The organism is Psychrobacter sp. APC 3279 (genome assembly GCF_030407795.1).
Lineage (GTDB): Bacteria > Pseudomonadota > Gammaproteobacteria > Pseudomonadales > Moraxellaceae > Psychrobacter.
The window spans coordinates 126419-143945 of the sequence record NZ_JASDCR010000003.1 but is presented as its reverse complement, the minus strand read 5'-3'; the positions used below and the strand labels follow the sequence as shown (position 1 = coordinate 143945).

Here is a 17527-nt window from a genome sequence, read left to right as displayed (position 1 = left end):
TTGGGCGTAGTGCGCCATTTTCAACGGTACAAATTGGTTAAAAATGGCGAGTTACGGTACAATGTCCGCTCTACAATAAACCCAACGTCTGATGACTGCCGAGGATATGATGAGCTTACCAAATTGCCCAAAATGTGATGCTGAATATACGTATGAAGATGGTGCGTTACTGGTATGTCCGATGTGCGCTCACGAGTGGACGGCGGCTGAGACGGATGCGGCACAAGCGGAAGAGCAAGATGCCGTCATTCGTGATGCGGTTGGCAATGAGTTACAGGACGGCGATGCGGTCACTGTGATCAAAGATTTAAAGGTCAAAGGCTCTTCACTTGTCATTAAAGTTGGAACTAAAGCGAAAAATATTCGCCTATTGCCAGACGCAACCGATGGTCACGATATTGATTGTAAACTTGACGGTTATGGCCCAATGAAGCTCAAATCTTCTGTCGTTAAAAAAGCGTAAATTGTAAAAATGTCTTGAAAGATTCGATAATAAACAAATATAAGACTGACGACATTTAGAAAATACAGAACTGACAGAATATAAAACCTATAAATAGAGAATAGCTATGAGTACTAAAAACGAACAGCTTTTTGCCCAAGCTCGCAAACATATTCCAGGCGGCGTTAATTCACCCGTCCGCGCCTTTGCAGGGGTCGGCGGTACGCCAATTTTTATGCACCGTGCCAATGGCAGCAAAATTTATGACACCGAAGACAACGCCTATATTGACTATGTTGGCTCGTGGGGCCCAATGATTTTGGGTCATGCGCACCCAAAAGTCATTGATGCAGTTAAAAAAGCGGCCGATGATGGTTTGAGCTTTGGTACGCCTACACCGTTTGAAACCACCGTTGCTGATAAGATTTGTGAAATTGTACCAAGCGTTGAGATGATTCGTATGACTAGCTCTGGTACAGAAGCGACCATGAGTGCGATTCGCTTAGCACGTGGTTATACTCAGCGTGACAAAATCGTCAAATTTGAAGGTTGTTATCATGGGCATTCAGACAGCCTATTGGTAAAAGCAGGCTCTGGCATGCTTGATATTGGTGAGCCAACGTCAAAAGGCGTGCCTGCAGACTTTGCCAAGCATACGATTACGATTCCTTATAATGATCCGCAAGCGATTAAAGATTGTTTTGAGAAATGGGGTGAAGAAATTGCCTGCGTTATCTTAGAGCCTATCGCTGGCAACATGAACATGGTTATTCCAACACAAGAGTTTCATGATACGTTGCGCGCAGAATGTACAGCTAATGGCGCAGTATTGATTTTTGATGAAGTGATGACGGGCTTCCGTGTTGGTCTTGGCGGTGCGCAAGCCCATTTCGGTATTGACCCAGACTTGACCTGTTTCGGTAAAATCATCGGGGCTGGCTTACCTGTTGGTGCTTTCGGTGGTAAAAAAGAAGTCATGTCCTGCATCGCGCCACTTGGCGGCGTCTATCAAGCTGGCACGTTATCAGGAAACCCACTCGCGATGCGTGCTGGTATTGCGATGTTTGAAGACTTAACGGCAGAAGGTTTCTACGACAAGTTAGCAGCGAAAGTTGATCGTCTGGTCGATGGTTTCCAAGCGGCGGCGGATAAGCACGGTATCAATCTACGCACCAACAAGTTGGGCGGCATGTTTGGCATGTTCTTTGTCAAAGATAACGCAACCGAAACGCCAAAAAACTTCGATGACGTGACAGAGTGCGATATGGACGTATTCAATACCTTCTTCCACGGTATGCTAGATCGCGGTATTTACTTGGCACCATCAGCTTATGAAGCGGGCTTCATGTCGATTAAGCACAGTAATGAAGATATCGATGCGTCAATCAAAGCAGCTGATGAGATATTTGCAGAAATGGCAAAAGCATAGTTTAGCTATGTAAGTTATTAGCTCGTCAAAAAGTTGCAGTTTAAAAAACCAGCAAGGTCATCCCGTGATCTTTGCTGGTTTTTTTATTTATCGATATCTTATTTATAATCGTATGGGGAAGAATATAAAGTGTGTCATTTAATTTATATGACGACTAAATTTATCGTGCTTTATCAAACTTACGATCTCTCAAGCTCAGATTGCCTCGTAGCACATCGCTATACATACGAAAATCACTGACAAAGCTTTTCAATGGGAATTTAAAAGAAGCGGGTTTATTCTTTTCAAAGAAAAAATGGCCAACCCATGCACAAGCATATCCAGCGGCAATGCCCTTTACCAAAGGCTTAGCTGAGCCACTTTTGACAGACTTTGCCAGTCCTAATAAGCCAAAGCTACTACCTGCAAAATGTAGGCGGCGACAGGCCATGTTTTGATGCTCATCTAAGTAAAAATCATAAAATGCCTGTTTAGGCGAGGTTTCAGTTTTTACCATGTCTTTTTTAGCGCTACTGATAGGGGCTTCAGTATTTTGGGTTGCGTCTTTTGTCGTGGTCTGATTCATATGACTAGCTTCCTTGCTGGTGGGTTTGATAACTACTAATTGCAAATGATTTTTAACCGATTAGCTGGTGGCTTTTGAAGTAAATTATATGGATAAAAATTCTGTAAATAACGGTTTTTTATCATGATATTGATAGCTTTCAATGTAGCAAACCGATATGTGTAACACAAGCGCTAGATGCTGAGCCGATACCTGTCAGCTTATAGAGTGGTCTTCGATGTTCCCGCTACAGTTTTGCATCGCTTGCGAGTGTTTGGCATAAATGCTTTAATGATAAAATTGCCCTGATTTTTGTGGTTATGACTTTTTTCTATACATGTGATTTTATAACTATATAGCACGTGATTTTGGTAAACTATCCACTCTCTCTAACACGGTGACGACTTGTCCTATGCCTATTGACTACCTTACGAATCCGCCAATTGGCGATGATGAAATGATGGCAGCTATCGATATTGGTTCCAACAGTTTCCATTTAGCTATTGCTCGTCTTGACCATGGGGAAGTGCGAAAAGTAGTCTCGATGTCTGAAAAGGTACAGCTCGCCGCCGGTTTGGACGAAAATAATATTCTAAGCGCAGCCGCTGAGCAGCGCGGTCTTGATTGTTTAAGCCGCTTTGTGGCGCGCTTGGATTCAGTACCGCCAGAGCGGATTCGTGTGGTCGCGACCAATGCGTTGCGTCAAGCTAAAAACGCCAACGACTTTATTTCCCGTGCCAATAAAATCCTGCCAAAACCTATTGAGATTATCGCGGGCCGCGAAGAGGCGCGATTGATTTATTTGGGCGTCTCGCATACCAACGAGAGTAGTGATAAACGCTTGGTTATGGATATTGGCGGCGGTTCGACAGAGTTTATTATTGGTCAAAATTTCGATCCATTATTGACTGAAAGTTTACAAATGGGCTGTGTTTCTTTTACCCAAAAATTCTTCGCTGACGGCCTGATTACTAAAGAAGCTTTTAATAGTGCGATTTCGGGTGCGCGCAAAGAAGTCTTGGCGATTAATGGCAGTTATCAAAAAATGGGCTGGAGCAGTGTGGTCGGCTCAAGTGGCACGATTAAAGCCGTGCGTAACGTCCTTGTGTCCAAAGGCTGGGCCGATGAGCAAGAACGCATTACCTATGAAGGCGTCAAAAAACTAGAGCGATTGCTGCTTAAAATTGGCAATATTGATGATATCGAGTTAGAAGGCGTCAAAGACCATCGTAAAGCCGTATTTCCGGCAGGTGTGGCCGTGTTGCGTGCGGTGATGAAGGTACTAGGCGTTGAAACTATTACCTACTCAGATGGGGCGTTACGTGAAGGCGTGATGTATGACATGCTTGGGCGTTTTGCGAGCGAAGATGTACGTGACCGCAGTGTGCTTGCACTAATCAAGCGTTATTCAGGCGACAAAAAGCAAGCCAAGCAAGTGGTGAAAACCAGCCGCCATTTATTCGAACAAGTAAAAGACAAACTTGCGCTGTCCAATGATGATTGCGACTTGCTCAGACGTGCTGCTTTCTTGCATGAGATAGGACTGGCAATCAGTCACAGTAGCTATCATAAGCACAGTGCGTATTTGCTGGAGTATTCTGATATTCCAGGGTTTTCGCAAGTCGATCAAAAACGCATGGCGCAGCTGATGCTTAACCATCGTCGCAAGCTCAAAGCCGATATGCTAGAGCAGACTTGTCAGATTGGTGGTGATCAGTTGGTTTCTCTCTGCTTATTGTTGCGCCTCGCCGTACTGGCACATCATAGCCGCAGTGATTATGCGCTACCAGAGCTAGAACTAAAGGTAGTCGCTGAAAACAGCTGGCAAATCACCTTAGCGGATAGCAGTGAGCATTATGCGTTCTTGCTCGCAGATTTGCGTACCGAGATTGATCAGTTTGCCAAATGGGGCGTACAGCTTAGTGTGATTGAAGCTCAAGAGGCTGAGACTCCAGAGGTTGAGCAGTTACCATTGTAAGTATTGAGTTAAAGATTAACGTAACAAAAGCGGCGTCGTCGATAATGTCATGCTATTTAAGATGTGCTACTATAGCTCCTATTGAGTTTACAACTGTACTTTCATTATCTGAATACGGATAACGATATTATTCTTAAACATAAATACATTAAGTATAATTATTAAAGGGAAGCGTCTATGAGCACTGTCTGGGATAGTGTGCAGCTTGCACGACACGCCAAGCGTCCATTATTTATGGACTATGTTAATCAGCTTTTTACCGAATTTGACGAGTTGCATGGCGACCGTGCTTTTGCCGATGACAAAGCCATTTTGGGTGGTCTTGCGCGTTTTGATGGTCAGCCTGTAATGGTAATTGGTCAGCATCGTGGTCGTAGCACCCGTGAGCGTATTGCTCATAACTTTGGTATGGCCAATCCTGAAGGCTATCGCAAAGTGATTCGTTTGGTCAAAATGGCTGAGCGCTTTAACATTCCTGTGATGACCTTTGTAGATACCCAAGGTGCTTATCCTGGTATTGGTGCAGAAGAGCGCGGACAAGCGCAAGCGATTGCAGAAAGCATTGCTGTATTTTCTAGTCTGAAAGTGCCTGTAATTGTGACTATTATCGGTGAAGGCGGATCAGGCGGCGCATTGGCAATTGGGGTTGGTGACAAAGTAAATATGCTACAAAACAGCATTTACTCAGTGATCTCGCCAGAAGGTTGTGCTTCTATCCTATGGAAAACCGCTGAAAAAGCACAAGACGCTAGTGAAGCGCTAAAACTAAACGCCATTAACCTGTATCAAATGGGTTTGATTGACGCTGTCATCGAAGAAGGCGAAGGCGCACATGTGCAGCCACAACCTGTAATGAATGCGCTAAAAGCACTGATTACTGAGCAGCTTGATGAGATTAAAGATTTAGATCCTCAAAAGCGTTGTGAGCTACGTTATGAAAAGCTAAAATCTTTTAACTCAGAAGTGATGTTGCCTGCTTAACTGGCTGCTATGGCGCCTTTATTGTTGAGTCGCTATTATTCAATAATAGGTTTTTCATATTAGAGTCTGAGTCTTAATGCTAAAATAAAAACGTGTCATTTAATGGCGCGTTTTTTTATGGCTGTTACTATATGAAGATATAACGTAACTAAAAATAAGGCTGAATATGACCAGCAGTGCAATCATCCCGCATCCTATTAAGCTAATTGCTGCTTTGCCAGTTGATGAGATGCTAGCGAAAGCATTATTGAGCAGTATGTCTGAATATAGTGATCAACTGCACGGTCGTCGTCTTTGGCTGGCCTGTAGTGGTGGGCGTGATTCATTGGCACTTGTGGCACTGTGTGTGCAGCTCTATAGGCAAGGACGATTGCCGTGTTTGCCGCAGCTCTTACATGTCGACCATGGGCTTCAAGCGGATAGTCACAACTGGGCCAAGCATGTTGCCAATTGGGCACAAGCGCAGCAGATACCTTGTCGCATTTTACAGGCAAAAGTAAATGGGCATGATGAGCAAGCAGCACGGCAAGCTCGCTATAACGTCATGCGCGCACATATCAATAAAGGTGATGTTTTGCTACTGGGCCACCATGCTGACGACCAAGCCGAAACGGTATTGATGCGACTCATTCAAGGCGCTGGAGTCAATGGCCTCTCAGGCATGCAGCCATGGCGAGTGCAAACGCAGGGCTCGCAGCGCAATATACTGTGGCGACCTTGGCTTATCATAAGACGCGCAACTATCAGCGCCTATGCCAAACGCTTAGCGCTGCCTTACATCGATGACCCTACCAATAAAACTGGAGATAATGTGCGTAGTGGGTTACGCCGCGACATCATGCCAATACTGGCTACATACAATCACAATGTCATCGATAATATTGCTCGTAGTGCGCAGCTGTTAAGTGATGCACAGGAAACAGTCAATGCTCAAGCTATGCAGGATATGCAGCAGACAGAAAATACAGACCTGCAACTTTTACCTGCACAGCGCGTGCTAAATATCGATACGTTGCAAAAGCTACCCATGTATCGTCAACGGCAATTATTGCACTATTGGCTCGGTCAAGATGAGCCGTTACCACCTGCTAAGCAACTCGTCGATGATGTGTTAACTCTAAGCCAACGTGATAACCAAGATCATCAAACAGAACTGTTTTGGCAAGGTCGTAAGGCATCTTATACCATTCGCCGCTATCGTCAACAGCTCTATCGTATGAGCAGCGATTGGCTGTCTTGGCTAAACGTACCGCTGACCGAGCAGGTACTGACTTTATCTAGTAACTCATCTAGTCATTCAGCTAATAATTTAACATCATTCATCGTACGTAGTAGTGATAGTTATACTTGGCAGTTACAAGTAAAGCCATATGCGCTGGTACGATTGTTAGAAAATAGTGCGGACGGTGTAGCACAGCAGGTAGGGTTAAAAGTAGTACCGTTAGGTAGAAAGCAGCGGTTACAAACTAAGATGGCTGGGCGCCCACAAGCAGGAAAAAAACTGTATCAAATGCTTGGGATTCCACTATGGCTACGAGACAGCTTAATGGTAGTCAGCATCACCCTTATAAAAAAATCTGAAGATGGAAGCGAAATAGAAACTGATATTCCTCTATTACTAGCATCACCATTTGAGAGTTGGCTTTTGAGTTCTGAGCAGACAGATAGCGATACCGATGCTAAAAGCAATCAATTGGCTGAGTACATCAAAAGTGAGCTTAGTCTAAAATAGAAAGCGTTAAAAGTTTAATATCCGTTGGCTGACTCATTGATTTTTATCAGGTTGATGTCAGGCGTGACATTTTGAATTTATCAAACGGTAATAGTGGCAGTATGATAAACTGAGTGTCGTTTTACATATCAGTATGTTAAGTTGAATACCTTTGAATTTTGTGACTAGGAGACAAGTATGTCGGTATTAGATAATAAAAAAATCAGTTTTATTGGTGGCGGAAACATGGCACAAGCGCTCATTAGCGGGCTTGTGGGTTGCGGCATCAAACCAAATCTAATCACGGTCGCCGATCCTAGCAGCGATGCACGTGAGCAATTAGCCGCCAAAGGTCTAAATACTGTTGATCCAATGGCTGATCCAAAGTCTGCTGTGATCGGTGCGGATATCGTGGTGCTAGCAGTCAAACCACAAATGATGAAGGTGGTAGTTGGTGCTTTTGCTGATGTGCTAGACAATCAATTGGTCATTTCAGTGGCGGCAGGCTTGTCGACTGATCTTTTATCAAACATGTTGGGCGGCTATAGCAATATCGTCCGTGCAATGCCAAACACGCCTTCTATGATTCAAATGGGTGCGACTGGCCTTTATGGTACAGATAACATTTCAGCAGAACAGAAGCAGCTAGCAACGGCCGTTATGGAAGCCTCAGGTTTGGTCATGTGGGTTGATGACGAAGAACATATGCATGCGGTCACAGCCGTATCAGGTTCAGCGCCAGCGTATATGTTTTACTTCATTGAATCGATGGTCGATGGGGCAGTTGCATTAGGGTTAGATAAAGAACAAGCCTCAGCACTTGCTATGCAGACCATGTTAGGTGCTGCAAAAATGGCGATGAACAGTGATGATGCGCCAGCTGAGTTACGCCGTAAAGTGACTTCACCGAACGGTACTACTCAGGCAGCGGTCGAGTCAATGCAAGCAAATGAGATTGGTCGTCAAATCAGCGAGGCCATGCAAGCTTGCTATGATCGTAGCCAAGCGTTAAGTGAAGAGATGAGTAAGTAAACACTGACAAGGTGTGCTGTGAGTCACCACTGACGACACACCTTATGTAATCATCAGCATCTGATAATGACATTTGTCATCCTAGAATCTGTTAATAATGTCACATTGAGTAGCACTTCATGAACAACATGTTATTTCAAATTTTTGATTTGGTCACCACATTCGCTATGATGCTGGTGTTTATTCGTTTTATGTTGCAGTTTGCAGGGATGGATGCGAGCAATCCGATGATTGCACCTGCTTATAAAGCGACGCATATCGTCGATGTATTCGGGCGTATTTTTCCGACTGTTGCGCAGGGTCGTATTAGCATTGCCGCTATCGTGCTGATGTTTTTGATTCGCCTAATCGATATCTCTGGAAAGGCCGCACTGACGCATAAAGGTATTGCCCCTGTACCGCTATTCTTCACGGGTACGACTAGCTTATTGTTAGACTTTTTACGCATGTGTCGCTACTTGGTGATTGGTTCTATCATCGTTAGCTGGATTGTGGTGTTTACCAGATCTGAGCATCCGATTATTGGCATTATTATTAATTTGGCTGAGCCTATTTTGGCCCCGTTTCGTCGTATCACGCCGAACTTAGGTATGCTCGACTTATCGCCAATGGTCGCTTTCTTAGCATTCTATTTGCTGGAGATATTCATCGGTGGTTTAGCCGCGAGTGTGTTGCCAACCTTGGGTTAAGACTAATTACATTTAAAAACTGTCATAAAAAAGGCGTTCTATAAAAATATAGAGCGCCTTTTTTGCGTCTGCTACTTGGGTAAGCTATAGCTTGTTAGGTATGCTAAAAACGAACAAAGCGATTAGGTATGAGCTGAGCTTGAATATCATCAGGATGCGGTGCATCAGCTGCCCGCAATGTCTGGGTAATCCAACTGTCTGCCGCTTTTACCGCATCAATGAGAACATCGCCCATTGCCAAGCGTCCAGCGATGAAGCTGGCAAGTGAACATCCTGAGCCATGGAACTCACCATCTAAGCGCGGCAAGGTACTTTTATGGACCATTTCGCCCTGTATATATAAGTACTGCTCGATATCACCACTATCAAAATCATGTGAGGTTTTTACCAGTACGGCATGAGTACCTTGAGCACATAGCTTTTGTGCACCGACATGCAAGTCTTGCTCACCGCTAAGCGCTCGTAGTTCATGAGTATTTGGAGTGATTAAAGTGGCGTAGGGCAGCAGTTGTCTAAAGGCGCTAACCAAAGTTTTTTCATCACCCAAACTGCCACCGCTATTTGCGACTAGTACAGGGTCTAAGACAAATGGCGTATTATTATCGATAACTTGATCAGCAAATAGTTCGGTCAACATTGCGATGTTATCAGTGGTGCCGAGCATACCTGATTTGATAGCACTAACAGGCAAGTCATCAAGCACCGCAGTAGCTTGAGCTTTTACCAATGATGCTGCGCAAGCCTCAAAGCCAAATACCTGCTGTGAGCTTTGGATAGTGACCGCCGTACACGCGATGGCTGCATGTGCCCCTGACTGTCCGATGGCCTCGATATCCGCTTGTAATCCAGCACCGCCTGAGGGATCTAATCCTGAAAAACACAGTACGACAGGTCGCATAACAGCTCCTTTTAAGAGATTTTAAAGTAAGTGACAAATACTATAGCCACCTACTACTAAAAAATCTATCATAGTCTTATGCTTGTGGATGGGGTATAAGACGGTAGAGTGAGTAGGCCTAATATTAGTGAGCAGTTTGGTTGTTATATTTAGCGATGATATGTCGCAATTTTCCGTATAAAAATGCAATATAAGTACTTATATCTATAATTTTGATAAAAGCCGCATTAAATCTGTAGACAACGCTTGCAATTCGTTTTGGCTTTGTTATAATACTCGCCCACGACATGAGACGTATTGTTAGCATCAATACTGTGTTTATAGAAATTTTATAAATGTCTTGAATCGTTAGGTGAAGTGGGTGAGTGGCTGAAACCAGTTCCCTGCTAAGGAACCATACGTGTAAGCGTATCGAGGGTTCGAATCCCTCCTTCACCGCCATTTATTCAGTTGTTATTAGAGTAGTAACGCAATATACTGCGTTAAACATTTTAATAATTAATTCAAAAAATAATTTGTTTTAATTAAAAAAGATGTTGACACAAGCGATATTATCTATATAATGACCAACCTAATTTACTGCAAAAGATATTATCTGCGCAGTGGATAAAGTGCAAAATACGCGCCTGTAGCTCAGTTGGATAGAGCACTTGGCTACGAACTAAGGGGTCGGGAGTTCGAATCTCTCCAGGCGCACCATTTGCATAATAGCTTAATACGAGCTGATAAAACATTAAAATAATCGCCTGTCTTATGACAATTGGCGGTTTTTTTATGTCTGTAACTTTTACCCTTCTATTTATTTATTCTACGATCATCTCTTGTATGTAGCATGATTGGATAAGCATCTAATAATATTAAAGAGCAATCTAAGGTATTGGACAGTCATCTACGATGTTAGGCCACCTATGATATTGGACAGTCATCTAGGATAATGTACGATAGCCCCACCATTTACGGTACAATAGCGTTACTATTCACTGCTTGCTATGAGCTTGTACCATGTCAAAAAGTCTATCTAAACGTCCGTCAAAAACGACTCAAAAATCAAAGCCTCAATCGAGTGCGCCTGTACAGCAAGATCCTAACGAAGAGCCAACCATCGCTAAGCCTATGATTCGTGTCGTGGCGATTCTCTATGATGGTATGCTGATTTTAGCGCTATTATTTTTGGTCGGTACTATATTGACTGTGGTGGGTACACTGTTGACCATGGAGACGGGTACTGAGTCCTCACAAGCTCAGTCACTGCCGCTCTGGTATCAGAACGCCATTATGACGCCGTCATTTGTACTGACACTCGTGGCATTCTATGGGATATTTTGGCGCCGTGGTGGTCAGACATTGGGTATGCAGACGTGGCGATTAAAAACGATTAATGATGCAGGTCAATGGCTAACGTGGGGTCAGTCGTTTAAGCGTATTTTGGCCGCTTGTTTGATGCCGTTGATTTTCGGCATTATTGGCAGTCTTATTGATGGATCACGCGCCGCCTTATTGGCCAGCGCGTTTCTTGGTTTGGTATTCAACTATGTGTTCTGCCTGTTCAACCCTCGCGGTCTGGCAGTACAAGACATGCTGTCCAACACCATCACCCTAAAAATGCCAAAAGTAACACATGAAGGGTTATGGCGCGGTTTTAAAAATCGTAAGAAAAAATCTTAGTCTGATTTTATTGACCTAATAATTTTTATTGAACTAGTAACTCTTATCGACGTAATAATGTAGTTGTACTAATGATCAATTAATTCAGCTTAAACAGTTACATACTAACGCTTTGAATCAGCCATGCGGTGTAGCCCATAAAGAACAGTACCAATGTGGCACCTGACGTACGACCGAATTGTCGCTTTGTTTTAAAGGCAAACACGCATAGTGTCACTAGCAATATCGTCAAGACTCCCATTGCCATCACATCACGCGACAGAATCACTGGGTCGGCGGCGATAGGAGCAATGACCGTTGCCAAGCCGACAACTGCCAAAGTATTGAAGATATTAGAGCCGATGATATTGCCGAGCGCCATATCATGTTCGCCTTTACGGGCGGCTGACAGGCTCGATACCAGCTCAGGCAATGAGGTCCCAACTGCGACAATTGTTAGACCAATGATAAGCTCACTGAGCCCCCATAGTGTTGCCAACTCGACAGCACCCCAAACGATAGCACGTGAGCTAGCTACGAGCATCAGCATACCGATAATTAAACTCACAAGACCACGCGTTACGCTTGGTTCTAGCTTTTCTAAGCTCTCTGAGTTATCTAAGTGCTCTAAGTTGTTTGAGTGCTCTGAGTCAGCATTAGCCACGACCATATCGTCTTCGTGCTCATGATAGCCTTCGCGTATACTCATTATGATCTGTAGTCCTAAAACGGCGACCAACAAAATCAACAATACGATACCATCAGCTTGGCTCAATGTCCCATCACGTAGCTGCCAAGCGGCGATGACAGTAATTAGCAGCAGTAAGGGCAAGTCGCGCTTTACGATGCCTCTACGGATGATAATAGGGCTAATCAATACGGTTGCACCGAGTACCAATGCGATGTTGATGATATTTGAGCCATAAGCGTTACCTAGAGCCAGCTCAGGGCTGCCTTCTATTGCTGCTAGTACTGATACCACCATCTCAGGCGCTGACGTGCCTATACCCAATATTAAGACACCAATTAAGAAGCTAGGCACACTAAATTTCTTGGCTAGTGCTGTCGCCCCATCAATGAAGACATCGGCACTCCAAACTAAAATTGCTAACCCAATCAGTATTGCAAGCGCGGCCAACCACATCAGTATGTTTCCTTGTATATGATGAAAAATGTGAATTTGATAAATAAAAGTGGTATAAAAAAAGCCGAATCTTGATTTAGATTCAGCTTTCCTTTTAGCATCGAGATTTTTAGTAATAATAGCAGCTAATTCAAAGATGTAACTTTGTGTTTATCTTAACTTTACCAAAACCTCACCATCCTGTCATATTAAGCAACTTGTACAGGAATGATATTTGCAGTGTCTTTTACTGTGTTGTCTTCGTTGCAATAGACCAGTTTTGGCTGATACGTTGACGCTTCAACTTCATCAAAATGCGCGTAAGCACAAATGATAACGATATCGCCCAAATCTGCCATATGAGCCGCAGCACCATTTAATGAGATAATACCAGAGCCCGCCTCAGCACGGATAGCATAGGTGCGAAAGCGCTTACCGTTGGTCACGTTATAGATATCAATAGATTCATTTTCGCGTAGACCAGCAAGATCTAATAGATCGCCGTCGATACCGCAAGAGCCTTCATAGTGAAGTTCAGCGTGGGTAACACGGGCACGGTGTAATTTGCATTTAAGCATATTAAGTAGCATAGGTTGGTTCCTTGGCGTAACTGATATTAATTAACTAAATCAAAAGGTTAATGGGGATAAAACTGCCAAAATAAAAGGTCATTATCATTGAATGACTATATTATTCAGGCAATTTAAAGCCATTAATTTGTGAACGTGCTTTTTCGACATCACCATCTAACAATAATGGGAGCGCCTCAAAAGCAGCTGTCAGCGCGCTATCAATCGCAATCTGCTCATCAGGAGATGCTTTAGAGAGAACGTGTCCACTAACTTTAGACTTGTGTCCAGGATGGCCGATACCCACACGCAGGCGATGAAAATCATTGCCAATATGCGGCGTGATATCACGTAGGCCGTTGTGACCACCATGTCCACCGTCTGTTTTGAGTTTGATACTACCAGCTGGAATATCGAGCTCATCATGAGCAATCAACAATTCATCATTTTTGATGCCATAGAAATTTACCATAGGCACCACTGACTGACCAGATTTATTCATAAACGTCAGCGGCATAAGTAAACGCACATCAGACCCATGAATTTGCCCACGCCCTGTCACTCCATGAAACTTCTTATCAGGGGAGAGCGTGATATTAAACTGCTGAGCCAAATGATGGACAAACCAAAATCCTGCATTATGACGCGTAAACATATACTGCTGACCAGGATTACCAAGACCGACAATAAGCTTTATGGCCATAAAAACACCCTGCTTGAATTTGATAAATAGGGGTAAGGTTTAAAGTACTGATAGACAGTTTATTTTCAAACCTTACTTACAAAAACAGCAGGAGATTTTAATCACCTGCTGTCTTATTGACTAAACGAATGTATCACTAACCAGCACAAAATAATGCACTAGTTAGAAATAGTATATTACTCGCTGTCTTTGTTTTCTTCAGTACCGTCGTTTTGCTCAGTTGCTGGTACTTCATCAGCATCAACGTCAGCATCAGCATCAACTTCTTCTACTGTTGGTGGCTGCATGTTAACGATAGTACGGTCATGACCGTCTTCTAGCTCAAGCTCATGAATAACAACGCCTTCAGGAAGTTTGATGTCTGATAGACGGAACAAGTCACCGATTTCCATGCCAGACACATCTACTTCTAGGTATTCAGGAAGTTGTGATGGTAAGCAGATAACTTCGATGTCAGATACTAGAGTAGATAGTACACCAGCAGCAGCAGTACCAGGCGCATCTTCACGACCAGTGAAATGAACAGGAACGTTCATGTGGATTTTCTGACCTTTTACAATGCGCTGGAAATCAGCATGCATTGGGAAGCCTTTAGCAGGATGGCGCTGCAAGTCTTTGATAACTGCTTGATGCTCTTCACCGTCAACGTTGATAGTCAAGATGTGTGAGAAAAACGCTTCGAATTCTAGTGATTTTACTAGTTCGTTAAGCTTGATAGAGATAGCTGTTGGCTCTTCGTTACCACCATAGATGATAGCAGGAACTAGGTTCTGCTTACGTAGGCGGCGGCTCGCACCTTTACCTTGTAGTTCAGCAGCACGATCAACGGCGTTTAGTTCAAAATGATTAATGCTCATGGATATAATCCTATAAAAAAAATGATGAAGTGTCTGGTCATAAAAAAGTGGATTTGCGACCAATCCACTAATACGTGATGATAGCTAATATTATCATTACGAATAAACCTCGTAATGTCTAAGCTTAGCCATTTGCTTATAGCAGCGCTCGCTACGATAATGACCATAACGATAGTTACTGTTAAGCATGATCAGCACTTTTGATAGTGCCAGCCTAATAAAAACAACGAAAAGGTCAGCACAGGCGCGCATTATACGTGATTCTGTAGCAATAATAAAGACCTACGCAAAACGCCTACACAAAACAAAGCGCCAAGTAAGGATACTTGACGCTCTGTTTTTTAACTATTCAAGATATATTTCAGCAGTCATTGCTACTAAAAATTACCGCAATAGCTGTTTTAAAAATAATTGTATCAGGTTAAGCGTCAAACATCGCGCTAATAGATTCTTCGTTATTGATACGGCGTAAGCTTTCAGCCAGCATCGGTGCAATACTTACCTGACGAATTTTGCTACAAGCTTTGGCTTCAGCGGATAGTGGAATTGTATCGGTCACAACCACTTCATCCAATGCAGATTCGCTGATGTTTTTCAGTGCGTTACCTGATAGGACAGGATGCGTGATGTAAGCTAAGACGCGACGAGCACCATTTTCTTTCAATGCTTCAGCGGCTTTACACAATGTACCTGCAGTATCGACCATATCATCAACGATAACGCAATCACGGTCTCGAACATCACCAATGATATGCATTACTTGTGACTCATTGGCACGAGCACGGCGCTTATCAATAATTGCCATGTCGGTATCGCCTAACTGCTTAGCCATCGCACGTGCACGAACCACGCCGCCTACGTCAGGTGAAACAACCATGATATTGTCATAGTCTTGCTTTTGTAGGTCGTTTAGCAATACAGGTGTGCCGTAGATGTTGTCTACAGGGATATCAAAGAAACCCTGAATCTGATCTGAGTGCAAATCAACCGTCATTACGCGATCGATACTAACGATGTTTAGCATGTCAGCGACCACTTTAGCCGAGATAGGTACACGAGCTGAGCGTGGACGACGATCCTGACGAGCATAACCAAAGTACGGCATAACAGCTGTGATACGGCCAGCACTAGAGCGACGCAAAGCGTCAGCCATCATCATGATTTCCATCAAGTTGTCGTTGGTCGGTGCACAAGTAGGCTGCATGATAAACACATCTTTACCACGTACGTGTTCTTTGATTTCCACGGCAATTTCGCCATCAGAAAAACGCGTGATGTCAGCTTTACCAAGAGGTATATGAAGATGATCGGCTACGGTTTTTGCTAATTCTGGGTGGGCATTACCCGTAAAAATCGCCAAATAAGGCATGACAGAAGTCCTATTGATTGACTCAAGCAGCGACCGCTAAGCAGTGTCAAACTGCTCAAATTAAGAAAAGAGTGGTGAAGGTGTTGAAGTATACTATTACAGTAAAAAATGGCAGGGGTAGCTGGACTCGAACCAACGGATGTCAGGATCAAAACCTGATGCCTTACCAACTTGGCTATACCCCTGTAATGTCTAGGCTATGAACAACCGATATTTAATAGCGACTAAGTAGTCGTTCTTAATATGGTGTCATTACCTGTCAGTTATCTAAAAAACGGATAAACCGTTTAAAACATAACTTTTCCCTAGCGGTGTCCATTGCGAACTATACCGAAACTGGGATAACGTTGTCAATGACAATAAGATAAGTGGCTGTCTATAAACCGCTTATACTCGATGTATCTCTAACGCTTCGTACTAAAAAATGGCAGGGGTAGCTGGACTCGAACCAACGGATGTCAGGATCAAAACCTGATGCCTTACCAACTTGGCTATACCCCTATTGTGGCGACCTATTATAAGTAAATTTTCAGATTTTGCAAGTCATTTGCGGGTTTTTCTGCTATTTATTCTTAATTCATCAAGGGCGGTATGATTTCGAAAGGTATATGGTGAAACTCGGTAACAAGGATTGATGCCTTACTTGTATTCTCTCGTAGGGTTATATTAGTGAGCTTGAGACTAGGGCGTGTCTTCAATTGGATAAGCCCTAAATAATAGTTACAATACCGCATCTATTGAGTCGATGCGAGAAATACAAGTTATGGCAAGAAAAGCATTAACAGATACGCTTTGGGATCAATTGCAATCGACGATGATAAAGTACGGCTGCTATCAAACTCAAAACAGCCGAGAGATCATGGAAGCCATACTGTGGAAACTACGCACAGGGGCACCTTGGCGTGACATACCTGAAGAATTATGTTCGTGGAAAACAGCCTATAGTCGTTTCAACCGCTGGTCGAAAACTGGCTTATGGGCGGATTTTTTTTTGGCTTACGAAAAGAAGTTGATACGGAATGGGTATTCACAGACGGAAGCTATGTTCGCTGTCATCAGCATGCAAGTGGAGCTCGGCTTGGTGAAGAACGAGCAATTGGACAAAGCCGTGGCGGAGCAACTACAAAGATACACCTATCCTGTGATGCCGATGGATATCCGCTCAATTTTAAAATCACTGGGGGTGACGTCCACGACAGTCAAGTTGCAGGTGAATTGATTGAAATGATTGGGCAAGCTGATTACTTTATCGCTGATAAAGGCTATGACTCAGAGTCTATCAGAGACAAAGCTCGCAGCCATAATATGATACCTGTCGTTCCTAAAAGGAAAAATGCCAAACAGCCTAATCCAGAGTTTGATAGCTATTTGTACAAACTGCGTCATCTTGTTGAAAATATGTTTGCAAGGCTTAAGCATTTTCGTAGTATCGCTACTCGCTATGAGAAGTTAGCGCGTAATTTTAAGTCAATGCTTTATCTGGCGTGTACTATCGTTCATTGTAAGATGAATTGAAGACACGCCCTAGTTTGTCTGGTACAGGATTTCCAAAGTAGTC

16 protein-coding genes and 4 tRNA genes are annotated in these 17527 nt (G+C 43.4%); 11 read left to right on the top strand and 9 right to left on the bottom strand.

Annotated elements, in window-relative coordinates:
- Positions 1-109: 109 nt before the first annotated feature.
- Together QL898_RS02425 and hemL are read left to right on the top strand one after the other, a co-directional pair.
- Positions 110-463, top strand: coding sequence for a zinc ribbon domain-containing protein YjdM (locus tag QL898_RS02425; RefSeq protein WP_290175666.1), 354 nt, complete (start codon positions 110-112; stop codon positions 461-463).
- Between the two features lie 106 nt (positions 464-569).
- The gene (hemL, locus tag QL898_RS02420; RefSeq protein ID WP_290175665.1) at positions 570-1871 is read left to right on the top strand and encodes a glutamate-1-semialdehyde 2,1-aminomutase; all 1302 of its coding nucleotides are present in this window, start codon (positions 570-572) and stop codon (positions 1869-1871) included.
- A 160-nt stretch (positions 1872-2031) separates the two neighbouring features.
- On the opposite strand, the gene QL898_RS02415 is transcribed toward hemL, so the two are convergent.
- Positions 2032-2367 carry a DUF962 domain-containing protein gene (locus QL898_RS02415; RefSeq protein WP_290175706.1) on the bottom strand — a complete coding sequence of 112 codons (336 nt, stop codon included), beginning with the start codon at positions 2365-2367 and terminating at the stop codon, positions 2032-2034.
- 460 nt (positions 2368-2827) lie between these two features.
- On the opposite strand from QL898_RS02415, the gene ppx reads away from it, so the two are divergent.
- The 5 genes from ppx (at position 2828) to QL898_RS02390 (ending at position 8806) form a co-directional block, all read left to right on the top strand.
- A complete protein-coding gene (gene ppx, locus QL898_RS02410) occupies positions 2828-4393 on the top strand; it encodes an exopolyphosphatase (RefSeq protein WP_290175664.1) in 1566 nt (521 codons plus the stop codon).
- A gap of 177 nt (positions 4394-4570) precedes the next feature.
- Positions 4571-5374, top strand: coding sequence for an acetyl-CoA carboxylase carboxyltransferase subunit alpha (locus QL898_RS02405; RefSeq protein WP_290175663.1), 804 nt, complete (start codon positions 4571-4573; stop codon positions 5372-5374).
- 166 nt (positions 5375-5540) lie between these two features.
- Positions 5541-7106, top strand: a complete 1566-nt coding sequence (gene tilS / locus QL898_RS02400) for a tRNA lysidine(34) synthetase TilS (RefSeq protein ID WP_290175662.1) — start codon at positions 5541-5543, stop codon at positions 7104-7106.
- Between the two features lie 177 nt (positions 7107-7283).
- Positions 7284-8117: a pyrroline-5-carboxylate reductase gene (proC, locus tag QL898_RS02395; protein WP_101205147.1), complete on the top strand. Its 834-nt coding sequence runs from the start codon at positions 7284-7286 to the stop codon at positions 8115-8117.
- A gap of 128 nt (positions 8118-8245) precedes the next feature.
- The gene (locus QL898_RS02390; protein WP_224737825.1) at positions 8246-8806 is read left to right on the top strand and encodes a YggT family protein; all 561 of its coding nucleotides are present in this window, start codon (positions 8246-8248) and stop codon (positions 8804-8806) included.
- 103 nt (positions 8807-8909) lie between these two features.
- On the opposite strand, the gene QL898_RS02385 is transcribed toward QL898_RS02390, so the two are convergent.
- Positions 8910-9704, bottom strand: coding sequence for a hydroxymethylpyrimidine/phosphomethylpyrimidine kinase (locus QL898_RS02385; protein WP_290175661.1), 795 nt, complete (start codon positions 9702-9704; stop codon positions 8910-8912).
- Positions 9705-10055: 351 nt separating this feature from the next.
- Between QL898_RS02385 and QL898_RS02380 the strand changes: the two genes are divergently transcribed.
- The 3 genes from QL898_RS02380 to QL898_RS02370 all read left to right on the top strand — a co-directional run bounded on the left by QL898_RS02380 (position 10056) and on the right by QL898_RS02370 (position 11369).
- Positions 10056-10145, top strand: a tRNA-Ser gene (locus QL898_RS02380).
- A 181-nt stretch (positions 10146-10326) separates the two neighbouring features.
- Positions 10327-10403 (top strand) — tRNA-Arg (locus QL898_RS02375).
- A 303-nt stretch (positions 10404-10706) separates the two neighbouring features.
- Positions 10707-11369 carry an RDD family protein gene (locus QL898_RS02370; RefSeq protein WP_290175660.1) on the top strand — a complete coding sequence of 221 codons (663 nt, stop codon included), beginning with the start codon at positions 10707-10709 and terminating at the stop codon, positions 11367-11369.
- Positions 11370-11466: 97 nt separating this feature from the next.
- Here QL898_RS02370 and QL898_RS02365 read toward each other — a convergent pair whose 3' ends face one another.
- From QL898_RS02365 to QL898_RS02335, 7 genes are all read right to left on the bottom strand, one after another.
- Positions 11467-12492: a calcium/sodium antiporter gene (locus QL898_RS02365; RefSeq protein ID WP_102090874.1), complete on the bottom strand. Its 1026-nt coding sequence runs from the start codon at positions 12490-12492 to the stop codon at positions 11467-11469.
- A gap of 188 nt (positions 12493-12680) precedes the next feature.
- Entirely contained in the window at positions 12681-13061 is a 381-nt protein-coding gene (gene panD / locus QL898_RS02360) for an aspartate 1-decarboxylase (protein WP_010196068.1), read from the bottom strand.
- Positions 13062-13161: 100 nt separating this feature from the next.
- Positions 13162-13743 (bottom strand): aminoacyl-tRNA hydrolase, encoded by a 582-nt coding sequence (gene pth, locus QL898_RS02355; protein WP_101205142.1) that lies wholly within the window; start codon positions 13741-13743, stop codon positions 13162-13164.
- Between the two features lie 176 nt (positions 13744-13919).
- Complete coding sequence (locus QL898_RS02350; RefSeq protein ID WP_057758040.1) at positions 13920-14600, bottom strand: 50S ribosomal protein L25/general stress protein Ctc; 681 nt, start codon at positions 14598-14600, stop codon at positions 13920-13922.
- Between the two features lie 421 nt (positions 14601-15021).
- Positions 15022-15969 (bottom strand): ribose-phosphate pyrophosphokinase, encoded by a 948-nt coding sequence (locus QL898_RS02345; RefSeq protein WP_057758042.1) that lies wholly within the window; start codon positions 15967-15969, stop codon positions 15022-15024.
- A gap of 109 nt (positions 15970-16078) precedes the next feature.
- A tRNA-Gln gene (locus QL898_RS02340) sits at positions 16079-16154 on the bottom strand.
- A 240-nt stretch (positions 16155-16394) separates the two neighbouring features.
- Positions 16395-16470: transfer RNA gene (locus QL898_RS02335), tRNA-Gln, on the bottom strand.
- A 262-nt stretch (positions 16471-16732) separates the two neighbouring features.
- On the opposite strand from QL898_RS02335, the gene QL898_RS02330 reads away from it, so the two are divergent.
- A protein-coding gene (locus QL898_RS02330) for an IS5 family transposase (RefSeq protein ID WP_290175658.1) occupies positions 16733-17484 on the top strand; the annotation gives its coding sequence in 2 pieces (ribosomal slippage) (positions 16733-16940 and positions 16940-17484; 753 coding nt in all).
- Positions 17485-17527 lie beyond the last annotated feature (43 nt).

Excerpts from the sequence above, each read along its gene's own strand:
- QL898_RS02390 (WP_224737825.1), top strand. The coding sequence starts at position 8,246 with ATGTTATTTCAAATTTTTGATTTGGTCACCACATTCGCTATGATGCTG.
- panD (WP_010196068.1), bottom strand. The coding sequence starts at position 13,061 with ATGCTACTTAATATGCTTAAATGCAAATTACACCGTGCCCGTGTTACC.
- hemL (WP_290175665.1), top strand. The coding sequence starts at position 570 with ATGAGTACTAAAAACGAACAGCTTTTTGCCCAAGCTCGCAAACATATT.
- QL898_RS02370 (WP_290175660.1), top strand. The coding sequence starts at position 10,707 with ATGTCAAAAAGTCTATCTAAACGTCCGTCAAAAACGACTCAAAAATCA.
- ppx (WP_290175664.1), top strand. The coding sequence starts at position 2,828 with ATGCCTATTGACTACCTTACGAATCCGCCAATTGGCGATGATGAAATG.
- QL898_RS02350 (WP_057758040.1), bottom strand. The coding sequence starts at position 14,600 with ATGAGCATTAATCATTTTGAACTAAACGCCGTTGATCGTGCTGCTGAA.
- QL898_RS02405 (WP_290175663.1), top strand. The coding sequence starts at position 4,571 with ATGAGCACTGTCTGGGATAGTGTGCAGCTTGCACGACACGCCAAGCGT.
- QL898_RS02365 (WP_102090874.1), bottom strand. The coding sequence starts at position 12,492 with ATGTGGTTGGCCGCGCTTGCAATACTGATTGGGTTAGCAATTTTAGTT.
- pth (WP_101205142.1), bottom strand. The coding sequence starts at position 13,743 with ATGGCCATAAAGCTTATTGTCGGTCTTGGTAATCCTGGTCAGCAGTAT.
- QL898_RS02345 (WP_057758042.1), bottom strand. The coding sequence starts at position 15,969 with ATGCCTTATTTGGCGATTTTTACGGGTAATGCCCACCCAGAATTAGCA.
- proC (WP_101205147.1), top strand. The coding sequence starts at position 7,284 with ATGTCGGTATTAGATAATAAAAAAATCAGTTTTATTGGTGGCGGAAAC.
- tilS (WP_290175662.1), top strand. The coding sequence starts at position 5,541 with ATGACCAGCAGTGCAATCATCCCGCATCCTATTAAGCTAATTGCTGCT.
- QL898_RS02385 (WP_290175661.1), bottom strand. The coding sequence starts at position 9,704 with ATGCGACCTGTCGTACTGTGTTTTTCAGGATTAGATCCCTCAGGCGGT.
- QL898_RS02415 (WP_290175706.1), bottom strand. The coding sequence starts at position 2,367 with ATGGTAAAAACTGAAACCTCGCCTAAACAGGCATTTTATGATTTTTAC.
- QL898_RS02425 (WP_290175666.1), top strand. The coding sequence starts at position 110 with ATGAGCTTACCAAATTGCCCAAAATGTGATGCTGAATATACGTATGAA.